The organism is Caballeronia sp. M1242 (assembly GCF_017220215.1).
GTDB lineage: Bacteria > Pseudomonadota > Gammaproteobacteria > Burkholderiales > Burkholderiaceae > Caballeronia.
Window position 1 is genome coordinate 368896 of record NZ_CP071130.1, and the last position, 14279, is coordinate 383174.

Consider the following 14279-nt stretch of genomic DNA (forward strand, 5'->3'; position numbering starts at 1 on the left):
GTTCGTGATGCGTTGGGATAGTTGATTCGTGCGCCCACGCTGATTCTAAACAGCAGCGTCGAGCCACGCCTTGACCATGCGATATTTCCTAATCTTTGACCTACACTCAGTTCATCAAACGACGGCCGCGGAGCAGTTGATAGAATGCGCGGCCCTTGATTCGCCCCGTCGCGTCGCTTCGATTTTTTCCGCGTTTCGGTCATTGTCCTGAATCAACTTTCGAAGCCGCGCCGGTCTTGCGCAACGGCGCTGTGTCGTGCTTGCCTCGCCGGACGTCCGGCAGCGTCTTTTCGGAGTCTTGAAAGTGGTGTCAATGAGAATCGGCATTTCGATGGCGAGTTACGAAGGACAAAGCATTTGGTCCAACGGGATGGGCCAGAACATCGTCTTTCTCGCGGAACTGTTTCAGCGTCTGCCGTTCGTTTCGTCCGTCGTCCTGATCGATGTCGGCGCGCTGTCGGCCATGCCGCAGGACGTCGACGTGGCCGGCAAGAAGCTGCGCGTGATCGGCACTCGCGAGGCCACCGATGCCGTCGATGTTGTGATCGAGCTGGGCGGCGCGCTCGATGTCGGCTGGCTCGACCTGATGCGCGCGCGCGGGCGCAAGGTCGTGTTTTATGTGGTGGGTCAGCCGTATCTCGGACTCGTCGAACCCGCCGTGTTCGAGAAGCCGAGCCACATGTCGCGCCCCGACCGCTGCGACGAAGTCTGGCTGCTGTCGAAGGACGCGCCGTCCGCGCCGATCATGCGCACGGTGCATCGCTGCGACGTGTTCGAGGTGCCCTATATCTGGCATCCGCAGTTCTTGCAGGCGCGCATCGCGCATGTCGCGCAACACGGCTACGACTACGGTTACCGCACGCGGGCGGAGGCGGGCGCGCAGGGGCTGCGCGTCGGAATCCTCGAACCGAACATCTCGGTGCAGAAAGCCTCGGCCATTCCCATGCTGATCTGCGAAGAGGCGTATCGCGCCGAGAGCGGTAGTGTCGCGTCCATGATCGCGCTCAACACCGTCCACATGAAGGAACACCCGACGCTTCTGCACATGGCGAATTCGCTCGACCTCGTGCGGGATCATCGCGCGCTTTTCGAGGGCCGGCACGATGTCGTGAGCTTCATGGCGATGCACGGCGACGCGATCGTGTCGCATCAATGGGCCAACGACCAGAATTATCTTTACCTCGATGCGCTGTACGGCGGCTATCCGCTGATCCACAACTCGCCGTGGCTTGCAGACGCGGGCTACTACTATCCCGACTTCGACGTTCAGGAAGGCGCGCGTCAGTTGTTGCGCGCGCTGCGCGAGCACGACGCCGCGCTCGACGAATACCGGGCGCGCGCGAATCGCGTGATCGACGCCGTGAATCCGTTCAATCCGGCCAATCTCGACGCTTACGCGCATCGTCTGATGCATCTTTGGAACCGACCGAACCGGAGCGGCGCGCGATGAGCTCCATCAACACCGCCAGCAAAAAAACGCCGCGCCGCCTGCGCGTAGGCGTGTCCGTGTATGTCCGCGCAGGCGGACAGTCCATGTTCGAGAGCGGCATCGCGCAGAACGCGCTGTTCCTCATTCAACTGCTGGCACGCTCGCCGCGCGTGGACGCGGTGTACATCGTCGCGAGCGGGGACGGCACGCGCGAGGACGCGAAACGCTTCATGGCCGATGCGCCCGCGCCGATCATCGAGCCGGAATCGGCGCTCGGTCGTCTCGATGTCATGATCGAGCTGCACGCGCAGCTTCAGCGCGACTGGGTGCTCAGGTTTCGCGAGCGCGGCGGGAAGATCGTGTCGATGCGCGTCGGCAATGACTACGTGCTCGATATCGAGCGCATGATCTTCTCGTTGCCGCCAGCGGGACTCGTGCCGCAAGTGCCCTACGATGCCGTGTGGACGCTGCCCGAGTACGAGAAGTCGTGCAAACCGTACTTTCAGGCGCTCGGCCGCGCGCCGGTCACCATCGTGCCGCACATCTGGAGCCCGATGCTTCTCGAACAGGACGCGCGCAATCTGCCCGATGGCCTCGCGTTCGGTTATCAGCCGGGCAAGCGGCGCTGGCGCATCGGCATCTTCGAACCGAATGTCTCGATGGTGAAGACGAGCTACGTGCCGCTGCTCAGTTGCGAGTGCGCACATCGCGCCGATCCGAACGTAATCGACGCCGTGCGCGTCTACGGCACCGCGAAGCTGAAAGAGCAGCCGACGTTCGTCGAGTTCGCGCGCAGTCTCGACGTGGTCAGGCATAACCTCGCTTCATTCGAAGCGCGCTTTCCGTTTGCGCAGATCGTGCCGCGTGAAGTCGATGCGGTGGTCAGTCATCACTGGGAGAACGCGCAGAATTATCTGTATTACGAGGCGCTTCACGGCGGCTATCCGCTGATTCACAACTCGCATCTCATCGGGGCGTGCGGCTACCGCTATCACGGTTTCGACTGCGAAGACGGCGGCCGCGCGTTGCGCACGGCGTTCGAGCAACACGACGCGAATCTCGATGCTTACCGCGCGACCGCGCAGGCGTTTCTGCGGACGCTCGACCCGCTGCACGAAGCCAACGTGCGCGCCTATTCGGACGCGCTCGACGCGCTCTTCGCGAAGCCTTGATGCAACGGCCCGCGCGCTAGCCGAACGCCGTCAAATCTTTCGGCGTCAGGCCATGCGCGCGGCAATAGCCCACGTATCGATCCCAGCCGCTGCGCCAGTTCTCCGTGGCGAGCGCGCGCCCGTTCTCGTCGACGAACACGAGTTCGCCGTGAATGATGTTCAGCGTGATGATGTCCGGCGCGCCCGGCTGCGGCGCGACGGCTTCCGGCGTGTGACTCGATCCGGCGGTTTCATACACGATGCTGCCTGTCTCGGCGACCCAGTCGTGCTCGCGATACTTCCAGCGTCCTTGCACCGTATAGACGATGACCGTGCCGGTATGCCGGTGGCGCGGCATCTCGCCTTTGGCCGGCGCTTTCAATAGCGCGATGGTCTCGCCGCGAATCGCGTCCAGCTTGAAGTACTTCACCATCACATGCTCGCTGTAGGGCGTGAACGGCACCCACGGCACGTCCGCGTCGTTGAGGCAGGCGGTCTCAATCTGTTCGAAAAACATGTCGGCTCCCTGGCTTTGGCGGACACATTGTAGGCATCGCCCGGCGCGCCGAACATCGGCCATTCGGACGACCCCTTGGTTCATGCCGAATCGCGCGGTATCTGCTATCGTCCACGCCATGCCGAACATCATCACTATTTCCAATCTCTCCAAGACCTACGCGTCGGGATTTTCTGCGCTCAAGGACGTGAACCTGGAGATCCGGCGCGGCGAAATTTTTGCGCTGCTCGGTCCGAACGGGGCAGGCAAGACGACGCTCATCTCCACCGTCTGCGGCATTGTGAGAGCGAGCCAGGGGCAGGTCACCGTCGCGGGTCACGATATCGTCACCGACTACCGCGCCGCCCGCGCGATGATCGGGCTCGTGCCGCAAGAACTCACGACCGACGCGTTCGAGACCGTGTGGGCCACCGTATCGTTCAGCCGAGGACTGTTCGGGCGCGCGCCGAATCCCGCGCACATCGAGCGTGTCTTGAAGTCACTGTCGCTGTGGAGCAAGAAGGACAACAAGATCATGACGCTCTCCGGCGGCATGAAACGGCGCGTGCTGATTGCCAAGGCGCTCTCGCACGAGCCGGACATTCTCTTTCTCGACGAGCCGACAGCCGGCGTGGACGTCGAACTGCGCCGCGATATGTGGAATCTCGTGCGGGCGCTGAAGGAGAAGGGCGTCACCATCATTCTGACGACGCATTACATCGAGGAAGCGGAGGAGATGGCCGACCGCATCGGCGTCATCAATCGCGGCGAGATCGTGCTCGTCGAAGAAAAAGCCGAACTGATGCGCAAGCTCGGGCAGAAGAATCTCACGCTGCAACTGGAGCAACCGCTCGCCGCCGTTCCCGCGCCGCTCGCGCCGTACGGTCTCACGCTGTCGGCGAGCGGCACGGAACTCACTTATACGTATGACGCGCACGACGAGCCGGGGCGCATTATCGCGCTCTTGCGCCATGTCGACGAAGCCGGCGTGCGCTTCAGGGATCTGCAAACGACGCAAAGCTCGCTGGAAGATATCTTCGTGAGCCTCGTCAGGGACGCCAAATGAATCTACACGCAGTTCGTGCAATCTACCGCTTCGAGATGGCGCGCGCCGGACGCACGTTGATGCAAAGCATCGTGTCGCCGGTCATCTCCACATCGCTTTACTTCGTCGTGTTCGGCGCTGCCATCGGCACTCGCATTCCGGAAGTGGACGGCATCAGCTACGGCGCGTTCATCGTGCCGGGGCTCGTCATGTTGTCGCTGCTCACGCAGAGCATCGCGAATGCGTCGTTCGGCATCTACTTTCCGCGCTTTACCGGCACCATCTACGAACTGCTGTCCGCGCCGGTGTCGTATATGGAGCTGGTCATCAGCTACGTCGGCGCGGCGGCCACGAAGTCGATCATTCTCGGCCTCATCATTCTTGCCACGGCTCGGCTTTTCGTGCCGCTGCGCATCGATCATCCAATATGGATGATTTTGTTCCTGTTGCTGACCTCGGTGACTTTCAGCCTGCTCGGTTTCATCATCGGAATATGGGCCGACGGCTTCGAGAAACTACAGATCATTCCACTTCTGATCGTGACGCCGCTCACGTTTCTCGGCGGCAGCTTCTATTCGATCAATATCCTTCCGCCGTTCTGGAAGACGGTCGCGCTGTTCAATCCCGTCGTCTATCTCATCAGCGGATTCCGCTGGAGCTTCTATGGCCTCGCGGACGTGCAAGTCGGCACAAGCCTTGCGATGACGCTCGTGTTCCTGGCAATCTTCATCGCCATCGTCGCGTGGATCTTCAAGACCGGGTATCGACTGAAGGCGTAGCAAAGAGCGGCGCCACGCGACGGGAAAGGAGGAGGCGTTCATTCGATGAAAATCATCAGACGCACGAAACGAAATTTCCTTGGCGCGATGGCCGCGACGCTGGCGGGCGGCATTGCGCCGTGGCGGCAGGGGATGGCCGCCACGCGGGCCAGCGGCATTCCTGAGTTCGAGGTCGAGCACAGCCGCACGCACTGGCGCCGGCGCTTGTCCGCGCGGCAGTATCGCGTGTTGCGGCGTGGGGCGACCGAGCCGCCGTTTTCGAGTCCGCTTCTCGAAGAAAGCCGCAGGGGAACGTTCGCGTGCGCGGGCTGCGGATTGCCGCTCTTTTCGTCTGAGACGAAATTCGAAAGCGGAACCGGCTGGCCGAGCTTCTGGGTGCCGCTGGACGGCGCGGTGGCGACGCATGCGAGCACCGCGTCGATACCGTTGCCGAACGAAGTGCATTGCCGGCGTTGCGGCGGTCACCTGGGCCATGTGTTCGACGACGGCCCGAATCCAACAGGCTTGCGCTATTGCATCAACGGCGCGGCGCTCGTCTTTCAGGCGACGTGAGATGTTGTCGGCGGCAATCGCGAGGCGTGTCTTGTTGTGCCTATGCGTTGCTTCGCCACCCGGGGCAAAAAAAGTTCGCACTCCCTGACAATCGACAAGAGCCGCCGCGCGCCGGTCGGCATATTAAGAAATATCGAGTGGCCGATGATCCGGCACTTCTTTACGTTGTCGCTACTTCGTCGGCAGGGATCCCGCTCGCCGACGGAGGGCGTCCGTTCGTTCCCGTGTCCGGACGTCGCGCTTTCCCTGAGCGCCGGACGCGCGACATCGACGCGCGTCCACTTCCTCCCATCTACGCGGTCGCGGGCACCAGCCGCACGCGCGTGATCTCGGACGGCGCGCCGAGCCGTTTCGGCGGGCCCCAGTATCCCGTCCCGCGACTCGTATAGACCCAGAGCCCGTTGAACTTCACGAGTCCAGCGACGAACGGTTGCTGGAGGCGCACGAAGAAGTTCCACGGCAGGAACTGGCCGCCGTGCGTGTGTCCCGAAAGCTGCAACGTGAAGCCCGCTTCCGCCGCCGCCGGCGCGGTACGCGGCTGGTGCGCGAGCAAGACGCGCACGAGCGCATCGGCCGGTGCGCCGTCGAGTGCCTTCGCCGGATCGCTGCGGTGCGCCGGGTCGAAGCTGCCCGCGCTGTAATCGGTGACGCCCGCGATTACGGCCTGCGCGCCATCATGATCCACCACCACATGCTGATTCAGCAGCACCTTCAGCCCGAGCCGACGAAACTCCGCGATCCACTTGTCCGCGCCCGAGTAATACTCGTGGTTGCCCGTCACGAGAAATGCGCCGTGCCGCGCGCTCAAGCCGGCGAGCGGGCGCGTGTGATCCGCGAGATGCGCCACGGCGCCGTCGACGACATCGCCCGTCACCGCGATAACGTCCGGCGCGAGGCCGTTCACCGCTGCGACGATGCGCTCCACGTAAGGCCGCTTGATCGTCGGGCCGACGTGGATGTCGCTGATCTGCACGATGGTGAAGCCGTCGAGCGCGGCGGGCAGATTGGCGATCGGCACGTCGACGGTGACGATCGGCGCGCGCTTGCGGGCGTTGTAGAAGCCGATCGCGGATAGCAGGATGGCCAGAATCGGCACGGCGAGCGCGCTCTCGGCGACGAGCGAGGGCGAACCGATGGGCGCGCCGCGCAACCAGTCGGCGAGATGAACGCACAAGAGCAGGACATCGCGTGCGAACGTCAACAACAGCAGCGACGAGAAGAAGCCCATCGCGGTGAGGCCGCACCACGCGAGACGGTCGGAAAGCGGCTGCGCCTCGATGTTGCGCGCCATCATCCCGAGCGGAATCAGAATCAGCGACGCGACAAGCCACGCAGCCGCGAGCACCTTGACCGGCATGCCGACGGGCGCTGCCGGAATGAGCCGCCAGCCGACATAGACGTGAAACAGAACACCGACACCGATGAACCGGATGAAGAATGCGGAACGTCGCATAGCGCCCCTGTCGGGCCGGGTCGGCGCTCGTTGCGCTGCGCTCCGCCCCATGAAAGAAGGTTGGTGTGGATTCACAAGACGCGACGCAGACGGTCGCCATCAGGCAGCCGATTCTACCGGTTCGCCGGGAAATCCGCCTTGAGGGGTCGAAGTCGGTGCAGATGATCGTCGAATCGACGATGTTTGACATTCGATTAGACGATTCTTTGGTGCCGCCGCAACGCATAGAGCGATTCGATTTCAGCCGCCCGAGCAACGTGATATTGAATGGCAGGCACTGAACCCTTCGGCAAGGAGCCTACGCACATGAAGACGAAACGGCGCGTGTTTCCATTTCTCGCGACGATGGCCTCGGCCTCGTTCGCAATCATCGTCGCAACGCCCGGCGCGGTATTCGCGCAAGCCGACGACGCGTTGAGCAAGGAGGCGCAGGAAGTCATCGCTTCTGCGCAGCCGGTCCACATTCAGGCGACGATCACCGGCATCGATCCCGCAAGCCGCATGGTGACGGTTCACGGTCCGCGTGGCGATGCTTCGTTCATCGTCAGCAAGGAGGTGACGAATTTCGACCAGCTCCACGTCGGCGACAAGGTGGACGTGCTCTATAAGAACGCTCTTCTCGTGACGGCCGAGAAAGTGAACGGACGGGGCAAGGGCGTGCGCACGCGCGTCGACACGCAGTCGATCGCGCCCGCGTCCGGGCCGGGCGGCGCGAGCGGTTTTGAGTCGTCGAGGCGGGTGGAGATTCTCGCGACCGTCGAACATATCGATAACAAACGGCACACGATTACGCTGCGCGGCCCGTGGCGCACGGAGACGCTGGACATCTCGCCGGCGCTCGAAGAGCAGAAGCTGAGAAAGGGCGATACGGTTCACGCCGTGTTCGTATCGGCGGCGGCGGTGAAGGTGACGCCTGCCAGCGCGACCAGCGCCGGGCAGTAGACGCAGCGGCGCGAAGCGCCAGACTTCTACGCGAAGCGCGTTCCGGCGTGGATGCGACCGTGCCGTGTCTCAGCATTTCCGCCACGCGGCAGACGCTCGTGCGGCCTCATATCCGCATCGCGCGGAATTGCGGCTTCGATTCCAAACGTTTCGCCAGCCTCTGAGAAAGCCAGTCCGCGCCGCCCACGCGCAGCCACCGTGCAAAAAACGCACAGCGCGTCACGCGAAACTGGCAAGCATCGGCCGACTGGAGGAAGATGTGCGCCTTTCTGCTTTCGCGGCTGCGCGGCTTCAGCGCTTTGCGGCGCGCCGCCAGACTCATCTTTAGCAAGGGCTTCTTCCATGACGACCGTTTCGTCCCACCACCGCTACACCGAAATCGCCGATCTCGCCGACGACGCGCTCTCGCTGCGCGAGATTCGCCACGACATCCACCGGCATCCGGAGTTGTCGTACGAAGAGACGCGCACCGCCGCGCTCGTCGCCGCGAAGCTGGAAGAGTGGGGCTGGCAGGTGACGCGCGGCATCGGCGGCACGGGCGTCGTCGGCACGCTGAAGGCGGGCGACGGGACGAAGAGCATCGGTTTGCGCGCGGACATGGACGCGCTGCCGATTCTCGAGCAATCCGGCAAACCGTACGCGAGCGAAACGCCCGGCAAAATGCACGCGTGCGGTCACGACGGCCACACGACCATGCTGCTCGGCGCGGCGCGCCATCTGGCGCGCACGCGGCGCTTCAACGGCACGGTGCACCTGTATTTTCAGCCGGCGGAAGAGCATGGCGTGCCGAGCGGCGCGCAAAAGATGATCGAGGAGGGCCTCTTCGACCGCTTTCATTGCGACGCCGTGTTCGGCGTGCACAACCATCCGGGCGCGCAGCCGGGCACGTTCCTCTTCCGCAAGGGGCCGTTCATGGCGGCGGGCGATCAGGTGTCGATCGTGATCGAAGGCGTCGGCGGTCATGCGGCGCGGCCGCATCTGTCGGTCGATCCGGTGGTCGTCGCGGCGAGCATCGTCATGGCGCTTCAGACGATCGTCGCGCGCAACGTCGACCCGGCGCAGCCCGCCGTCGTGACGGTCGGCTCCATGCACGCGGGGACGGTCAACAACGTGATTCCGAACCGCGCGACGCTCGAACTGTCGGTGCGCTCGTTCAGCCCGGAAGTGCGCGCGCTGCTCAAGCGCCGCATTCAGGAACTGGTGGAGTCGCAGGCGGCGAGCTACGGCGCAAAAGCGACGGTGAAGTATCTCGAAGGCTATCCGGTCGTCGTCAATTCGGACGCGCAGACCGAGTTCGCGACGCAAGTGGCGCGCGAACTGGTCGGCGAGGAAAACGTCGTCGCGCACGCGGATCTGCTAATGGGCAGCGAGGATTTCGCATTCATGTTGCAGGAGCGGCCGGGCACGTTCCTGCGCATCGGCAACGGTGCGGGCGAGGACGGCTGCATGGTCCACAACCCGCATTACGACTTCAACGACAAGAATCTGCCGGTCGGCGCGGCGTACTGGGCGCGGCTCGTCGAGCGATTTCTGGAAGCGTGAGCCGCCCGGCTGTGTGACAGCTACGCGGGCAGCTTGAAACTGCCGATCGCCTCGCGCAGCACATCCACCTGATCCTTCAGCGAATGCGCGGCGGCCGCGGCTTGCTCGACGAGCGCCGCGTTCTGCTGCGTCACCTGGTCCATTTCGACGACCGCGCGATTCACCTGTTCGATGCCCGCGCTCTGCTCGCGCGAGGCATCGCTGATTTCGTCGAGAATCTCGTTCACGCGGCGCACCGACTGCACGATTTCGCCCATCGTCGCGCCCGCGTTCGAAACGAGCGACGCGCCTTGCTGCACCGTCTGCGTCGACGTCTCGATCAGCGCCTTGATCTCCTTGGCCGCCGTTGCGGAGCGTTGCGCGAGGCTGCGCACTTCCGCCGCGACCACCGCGAAGCCGCGGCCCTGTTCGCCCGCGCGCGCCGCTTCCACCGCGGCGTTCAGCGCCAGAATGTTCGTCTGGAACGCGATGCCGTCGATCACGCCGATGATGTCGCCGATCTGCTGCGAACTCGCGGTGATGCGCGTCATCGTGTCGATGACTTCGCTGACCACGCCGCTGCCGCGCGTCGCCACGTCTGCCGCCTGCCCCGCGAGCTGCGCCGCCTGCGCTGCGCTTTGCGCGTTGTTCTTCACATTGGCGGTCATCTCGTCCATGCTCGACGCCGTCTGTACGAGCGCGGCCGCCTGTTCTTCGGTGCGCTGCGAAAGGTCGGTGTTGCCCGCGGCGATTTCGGAGGCGCCCACGTTGATGTTCTCGGTTCCGTTGCGCACGCGCGAAACGGTCTCGACGAGTCCGCGCTGCATCGTCGAAAGGGCGTGGAGCAGGCTCGTCGTGTCGTCCGGATGCACGGTCACGGCGGTCGTCAGGTCGCCCTCCGCCATGCGGTGCGCGGCGCCCACTGCCAATTCCAGTTCGCCGCCGAGATTGCGCTTGATGCTGCGCACGACGACGAGCATCGCCGCGGTCGCCGCCGCGCCCAGAAGCACCGTGACGAGCAGCCAGCGCAGGGCGCTCGCATAGAACGCGCTTTGCACGTCGTCCATGTACATGCCGGTCACGATGTACCAGTCCCACGGCGCAAACCGTTGCGAATACGAGAGCTTGGCGACCGGCTTGTCGTTGCCCGGCTTCGACCAGAGATAGTTGACGAAGCCGCCGCCCGGCTGGTCGCCTGCCTTGACGATATCGACAAAGAGCCGCGTGCCCGCCGGATCGGTGTAATTCGACATGTCCTGGCCGATCATCGCGGGCTTGATCGGATGCATGACCATGGTCGGGTGCGAGTCGTTGATCGACAGATAGCCGTCCTTGCCGTAACGGATCGCGGCGACAACCGACAGCGCCTGTTTCTTGGCTTCGTCGTCGGTCAGGGTCTTGTTGGCGGCGAGCGCGGCGTAGTGCGACACGATCGCATGCGCCTCGCCGACGAGCGACTTCAGCTGCTCCTTGCGGTCATCGATCATCGACGCGCGGTTCTGCCACGCGCCGATCACGCCGATGGCGATCAGCCCGATCCACAGCACGGCGATCAGCGAGCCGAGCTTCTTGTTCAACGTCATTTTGTTCATAGGTGCGCCCGCGATGTCTTCGTTGGATTAACGTGTCTTCCACGAAGCGACGGCGCGCGCCGCCGCTCGTCTGCTTTACGGCAGGCGATGCGGCGGTTGAAGGGCGGGGATACCCGTAAAGCGAGGCTCGCGCGGCGGCTCAGAAGCGCCGGATCGGGTCCTTGTCGGGCGGCGCGTCCGGATGCTGCGGCTCTTCCGGGCGATGCCCCGGCGAGGGCGGCGTGAGCGGATCGGCTTCCGGATCACGGTTCGGGTCCGCAATCGGGTCCGGAACGGGACTGGTCTGCAAGTCGAATTTCATGATGGTCCCCGAAAGAAGGTCACGAGGCATCGTACACGGCTGGCATGTGCAGCGTGAACGGACGGCCCGGATGCGCGTGCTCGACATCGGATAGTTCGGCGCGCGCGCGTCGCGTGATCGTATCGCTGCCGACGGCGCGCGGCTGCTCGGCGAGCACGATATGCGGCGTGCCGAGCGCGCGCGCGACCGCGACGGGCGAGGGCGCGGCGGCGTCGTCGGAGAGGAGAAGCTGTGCATCCGCGATCAGGCGCGGCAGCGTGCGCGGCCCGACCGCGCCCGCCAGAAAGAGCGCCGCCGTCTGCATCGCGCCGAGCACGCCGGCGGTGCGCTCGGGCTCGGGCGCGTCGCCGACAATCGCGATCTGCCAGCCATCGGCGGCGAGCTGATCGGCGACATCGGCGTATTGCTCGGCGCTCCACGCGGGCGTGGACATATGGCTGCCCGGATGAATCAGCACCAGCCGCTCGCGTTCGATGCCGTGAAACGCGACGAGTTCGTCGTATTCCGCGTCCGACATGTCGCCCGACGGCGCGCGCGGTCCGGCGCTCGGCGCATCGGGAACGAGCGCGAGATCCGGTGAGAGCACGTCGGTCAGTTCGGAAAAGGGATGGGCTCGCATTCTGACTCCTGCAAAGGGCGTGGCCGCGTAAGCGGACTGCGGGAGTAGTTCCAGCACGTCGCATGCCCAGCTGACCGTGCGGTAAGGCGCAAAGCCAAAGTAAAACCGCCGCTTCGCGTTAAGCGAGAGCGGCGGTTTTCGTTGCCGGAGGATGCCAGAAGGCTCAAGTCTCGGTAGGACCGTCCTCGGCGGGCAAGGTTTGCGGCGTGAAGGCGTCGGCGCGGCGGCGGATGCCGTCGATTTCGCCGGTCACGAAGGTGCGGTTGTCGGCGGCGAGCGCCTGCTGATAGGACGCGCCTTCCGGCACGCGATGCAAGAGCGCGCGCAATTCGCCCTGCGTCGTCTGCTCGACGGGCTCGTAATCGTAGAGGCCGAGCATGAGTTCGGCGCGCTCGTGAAGCAGGAACAGGCACGACGCGAACGCCGCGACGCCCAGCACTTCCTGCACGCCGAAGCGGATTTCGCGCGGCAGCGGCGAAAACGGCAGCCACGCGACGAGCGCCGCGCCTACGACCGCCAGCGCGATGGTCGCATTGAGCAGCCAGCCGGCGCGGGCGACGATGCGCTCGCGTTCGGTGTGCAACTGTCTCGCCGACTTCGGCACGAGCGCGGTCACGGAGATTTGCTGCTGCAAGGCGTCGAGCGGAAGAGCGGCCATAAAAGTGTCTTGAAGAAAGCGCCCAAGCGGCGCGACACCGGTATAACGCTTTGCTTACACGACCGTTGACGATGCTTTCGTCTTGTTGCGCTCTGTTTCCGGTTGTTGCAATTGACGTCAGCGCGTCGGGTCCTTGACCGGCGTGCGCACGGTAGCGGTGCCGTCGGCGATTTGCTGCGCGAACACGAGCGCTTCGACAATGGTTCCGAACACTTCCGCGCGGATTGTGTCGTCGGTCAGGCGCAGCAGATACGACGGATGATAGGTCGGCACGACAATGCGCCCCTTGTGCTCGATCGTCTTGCCGAGATACTCGGAAAGCGCCGTGCGATGCCCGGTCAGCGCCTTGAGCGCCGTGGCCCCGAGCGCGACGACCACCTTCGGCCCGATGCGCGTCAGTTCTTCGTCGAGCCAGTGGCGGCAGGCTTCGCGCTCGCGTTGCGACGGCGTGACGTGCAGCCGCTCGTTGTCCTTTCCGTGCGCGTCCCACTTGAAATGCTTCACCGCGTTGGTCATATAAAGCGATTCGCGTTCGAGCTGCGCCTCGCGGATGGCCTCGTCGAGCAGTTTCCCCGCCGGACCGACGAACGGCTTGCCCTCGCGGTCTTCGTGATCGCCCGGCTGCTCGCCGACCAGCATGACGCGCGCACCCGCCGGACCCGCGCCCGGCACGGCCTGCGTCGCGTTGCGCCAGAGCGAGCAGCGTTTGCACGCGTCAAGCGAGGGCGGCTCCTTCAGCGACGTGCCGTTGAGCGGCTCGAGATCCGTATTCAGCGCGACTTCCATGTCCGCCGGCACGTTGCACGGATGGCGGTCGCGCCGCGTGTAAGGATCGGCGCGGGCGATCAGCGCGGGATCGGCGCGCTTGTTGTCCGAGTTCTTCCAGTAGCGCACCGGCATGTGCGACGCCATTTCGGCGGCATTTTCCTGCGCCGGCGTGAAGGTGCTCTCGTAATACGCGAGCCACAATGCCTCGATGGCATCGCCGCTCACGGCCTCGCCGCTCATGGCGTCCGGGCCCACGCCGAAGTCCATGGGCTTTTCCTCCGGCTCGCTCGTGCGGTCCACGCGCAGCAGGGCGCCGTCCCAGAACGCCGCGCCGTGCGGCGTGGCGATCATCCACGTGGCGCTGCCCATGCGCGTGGCGAAATACATGGCGGCGTGCTCCAGCAGGTCGTGCACCGGCTCGCACCAACTGATGAACTCCGGCGGCCCGAGCGACGAATCCCGGTGCCTGAAGCGCAGCGTCTTGCGCATTCTGGTTTCTTCCGCCTCCACGATTTCGATCATTCGAAGGAGCCGCTGCCCGTCCTCGTCTTCCGGCGATGCCACCGCGCGATCGCCCTGCGTCCAGCGCCACAGCACCTTGTACAGAAACGGCCAGCGGTCCGGCGCGCGGTAACACGCCGCCGTTTCCAGCATGGCGAGAAATTCGCGGGCGATTTTCACGGGCTTCGGCGCATTCGGGTTCGCCGGGCCGCACGCCGCACCGACGGTGCCGAACACGGTGGCCGATGCGCTCGATTCCCGCCACAGCACGTCTTCCGGCGGCACGCCCTCCATGACGAGCGAGCGCGCGACGGTGCGCCATGCAGCGAACGAGGGATCAAGAGTGACGCTTTTCATCGGAAACCGGAACCAGAAAAAGCCGAAAAGTACTGTATATCCATACAGTAATTCTAGCGACGGCTCCGGCCGGTAGGCAACCTTTTTAAGATGGTCGTGCCCTTTTGACGCTGCG

The 14279-nt window shown here is 64.5% G+C and carries 16 protein-coding genes; 8 read left to right on the top strand and 8 right to left on the bottom strand.

The window, feature by feature from the left end; genetic code table 11:
• Positions 1-313 precede the first annotated feature (313 nt).
• Positions 314-1450 (top strand): DUF2827 domain-containing protein, encoded by a 1137-nt coding sequence (locus JYK05_RS15170; protein WP_206469253.1) that lies wholly within the window; start codon positions 314-316, stop codon positions 1448-1450.
• On the top strand, positions 1447-2601 hold the full coding sequence (locus JYK05_RS15175; RefSeq protein WP_175941067.1) for a DUF2827 domain-containing protein: 1155 nt from the start codon (positions 1447-1449) through the stop codon (positions 2599-2601). The genes JYK05_RS15170 and JYK05_RS15175 overlap by 4 nt, the downstream gene beginning before the upstream one ends.
• 16 nt (positions 2602-2617) lie before the next feature.
• Here JYK05_RS15175 and JYK05_RS15180 read toward each other — a convergent pair whose 3' ends face one another.
• Complete coding sequence (locus JYK05_RS15180; RefSeq protein ID WP_175941068.1) at positions 2618-3097, bottom strand: 2,4'-dihydroxyacetophenone dioxygenase family protein; 480 nt, start codon at positions 3095-3097, stop codon at positions 2618-2620.
• A 118-nt stretch (positions 3098-3215) separates the two neighbouring features.
• On the opposite strand from JYK05_RS15180, the gene JYK05_RS15185 reads away from it, so the two are divergent.
• The 3 genes from JYK05_RS15185 to msrB are packed head-to-tail and all read left to right on the top strand — an operon-like array spanning position 3216 to position 5452.
• Positions 3216-4142, top strand: a complete 927-nt coding sequence (locus JYK05_RS15185) for an ABC transporter ATP-binding protein (RefSeq protein ID WP_175941069.1) — start codon at positions 3216-3218, stop codon at positions 4140-4142.
• Positions 4139-4900, top strand: a complete 762-nt coding sequence (locus tag JYK05_RS15190; protein WP_175941070.1) for an ABC transporter permease — start codon at positions 4139-4141, stop codon at positions 4898-4900. The genes JYK05_RS15185 and JYK05_RS15190 overlap by 4 nt, the downstream gene beginning before the upstream one ends.
• A 45-nt stretch (positions 4901-4945) precedes the next feature.
• A complete protein-coding gene (gene msrB, locus JYK05_RS15195; protein WP_175941071.1) occupies positions 4946-5452 on the top strand; it encodes a peptide-methionine (R)-S-oxide reductase MsrB in 507 nt (168 codons plus the stop codon).
• Between the two features lie 292 nt (positions 5453-5744).
• Here the strand turns inward: msrB and JYK05_RS15200 are convergent, their stop codons facing one another.
• Complete coding sequence (locus JYK05_RS15200; RefSeq protein ID WP_175941072.1) at positions 5745-6905, bottom strand: metallophosphoesterase; 1161 nt, start codon at positions 6903-6905, stop codon at positions 5745-5747.
• Positions 6906-6970: 65 nt separating this feature from the next.
• Between JYK05_RS15200 and JYK05_RS15205 the strand changes: the two genes are divergently transcribed.
• Both JYK05_RS15205 and JYK05_RS15210 read left to right on the top strand, forming a co-directional pair.
• Positions 6971-7186, top strand: a complete 216-nt coding sequence (locus JYK05_RS15205; protein ID WP_175941073.1) for a hypothetical protein — start codon at positions 6971-6973, stop codon at positions 7184-7186.
• A 25-nt stretch (positions 7187-7211) separates the two neighbouring features.
• On the top strand, positions 7212-7847 hold the full coding sequence (locus JYK05_RS15210; RefSeq protein WP_241269975.1) for a hypothetical protein: 636 nt from the start codon (positions 7212-7214) through the stop codon (positions 7845-7847).
• A 106-nt stretch (positions 7848-7953) separates the two neighbouring features.
• Here the strand turns inward: JYK05_RS15210 and JYK05_RS15215 are convergent, their stop codons facing one another.
• On the bottom strand, positions 7954-8169 hold the full coding sequence (locus tag JYK05_RS15215) for a hypothetical protein (RefSeq protein ID WP_206469255.1): 216 nt from the start codon (positions 8167-8169) through the stop codon (positions 7954-7956).
• 20 nt (positions 8170-8189) lie between these two features.
• On the opposite strand from JYK05_RS15215, the gene JYK05_RS15220 reads away from it, so the two are divergent.
• The gene (locus JYK05_RS15220) at positions 8190-9389 is read left to right on the top strand and encodes a M20 aminoacylase family protein (RefSeq protein WP_206469257.1); all 1200 of its coding nucleotides are present in this window, start codon (positions 8190-8192) and stop codon (positions 9387-9389) included.
• A gap of 20 nt (positions 9390-9409) precedes the next feature.
• On the opposite strand, the gene JYK05_RS15225 is transcribed toward JYK05_RS15220, so the two are convergent.
• The 5 genes from JYK05_RS15225 to JYK05_RS15245 all read right to left on the bottom strand — a co-directional run bounded on the left by JYK05_RS15225 (position 9410) and on the right by JYK05_RS15245 (position 14164).
• The gene (locus tag JYK05_RS15225) at positions 9410-10951 is read right to left on the bottom strand and encodes a methyl-accepting chemotaxis protein (RefSeq protein ID WP_206469571.1); all 1542 of its coding nucleotides are present in this window, start codon (positions 10949-10951) and stop codon (positions 9410-9412) included.
• Positions 10952-11099: 148 nt separating this feature from the next.
• Complete coding sequence (locus JYK05_RS15230) at positions 11100-11261, bottom strand: hypothetical protein (protein WP_175941075.1); 162 nt, start codon at positions 11259-11261, stop codon at positions 11100-11102.
• Between the two features lie 19 nt (positions 11262-11280).
• Positions 11281-11880, bottom strand: a complete 600-nt coding sequence (locus tag JYK05_RS15235) for a glycosyltransferase family 9 protein (protein ID WP_206469259.1) — start codon at positions 11878-11880, stop codon at positions 11281-11283.
• A 163-nt stretch (positions 11881-12043) separates the two neighbouring features.
• On the bottom strand, positions 12044-12538 hold the full coding sequence (locus JYK05_RS15240; protein WP_206469261.1) for a hypothetical protein: 495 nt from the start codon (positions 12536-12538) through the stop codon (positions 12044-12046).
• Between the two features lie 117 nt (positions 12539-12655).
• The gene (locus tag JYK05_RS15245) at positions 12656-14164 is read right to left on the bottom strand and encodes a UdgX family uracil-DNA binding protein (RefSeq protein ID WP_206469263.1); all 1509 of its coding nucleotides are present in this window, start codon (positions 14162-14164) and stop codon (positions 12656-12658) included.
• Positions 14165-14279: the final 115 nt, after the last annotated feature.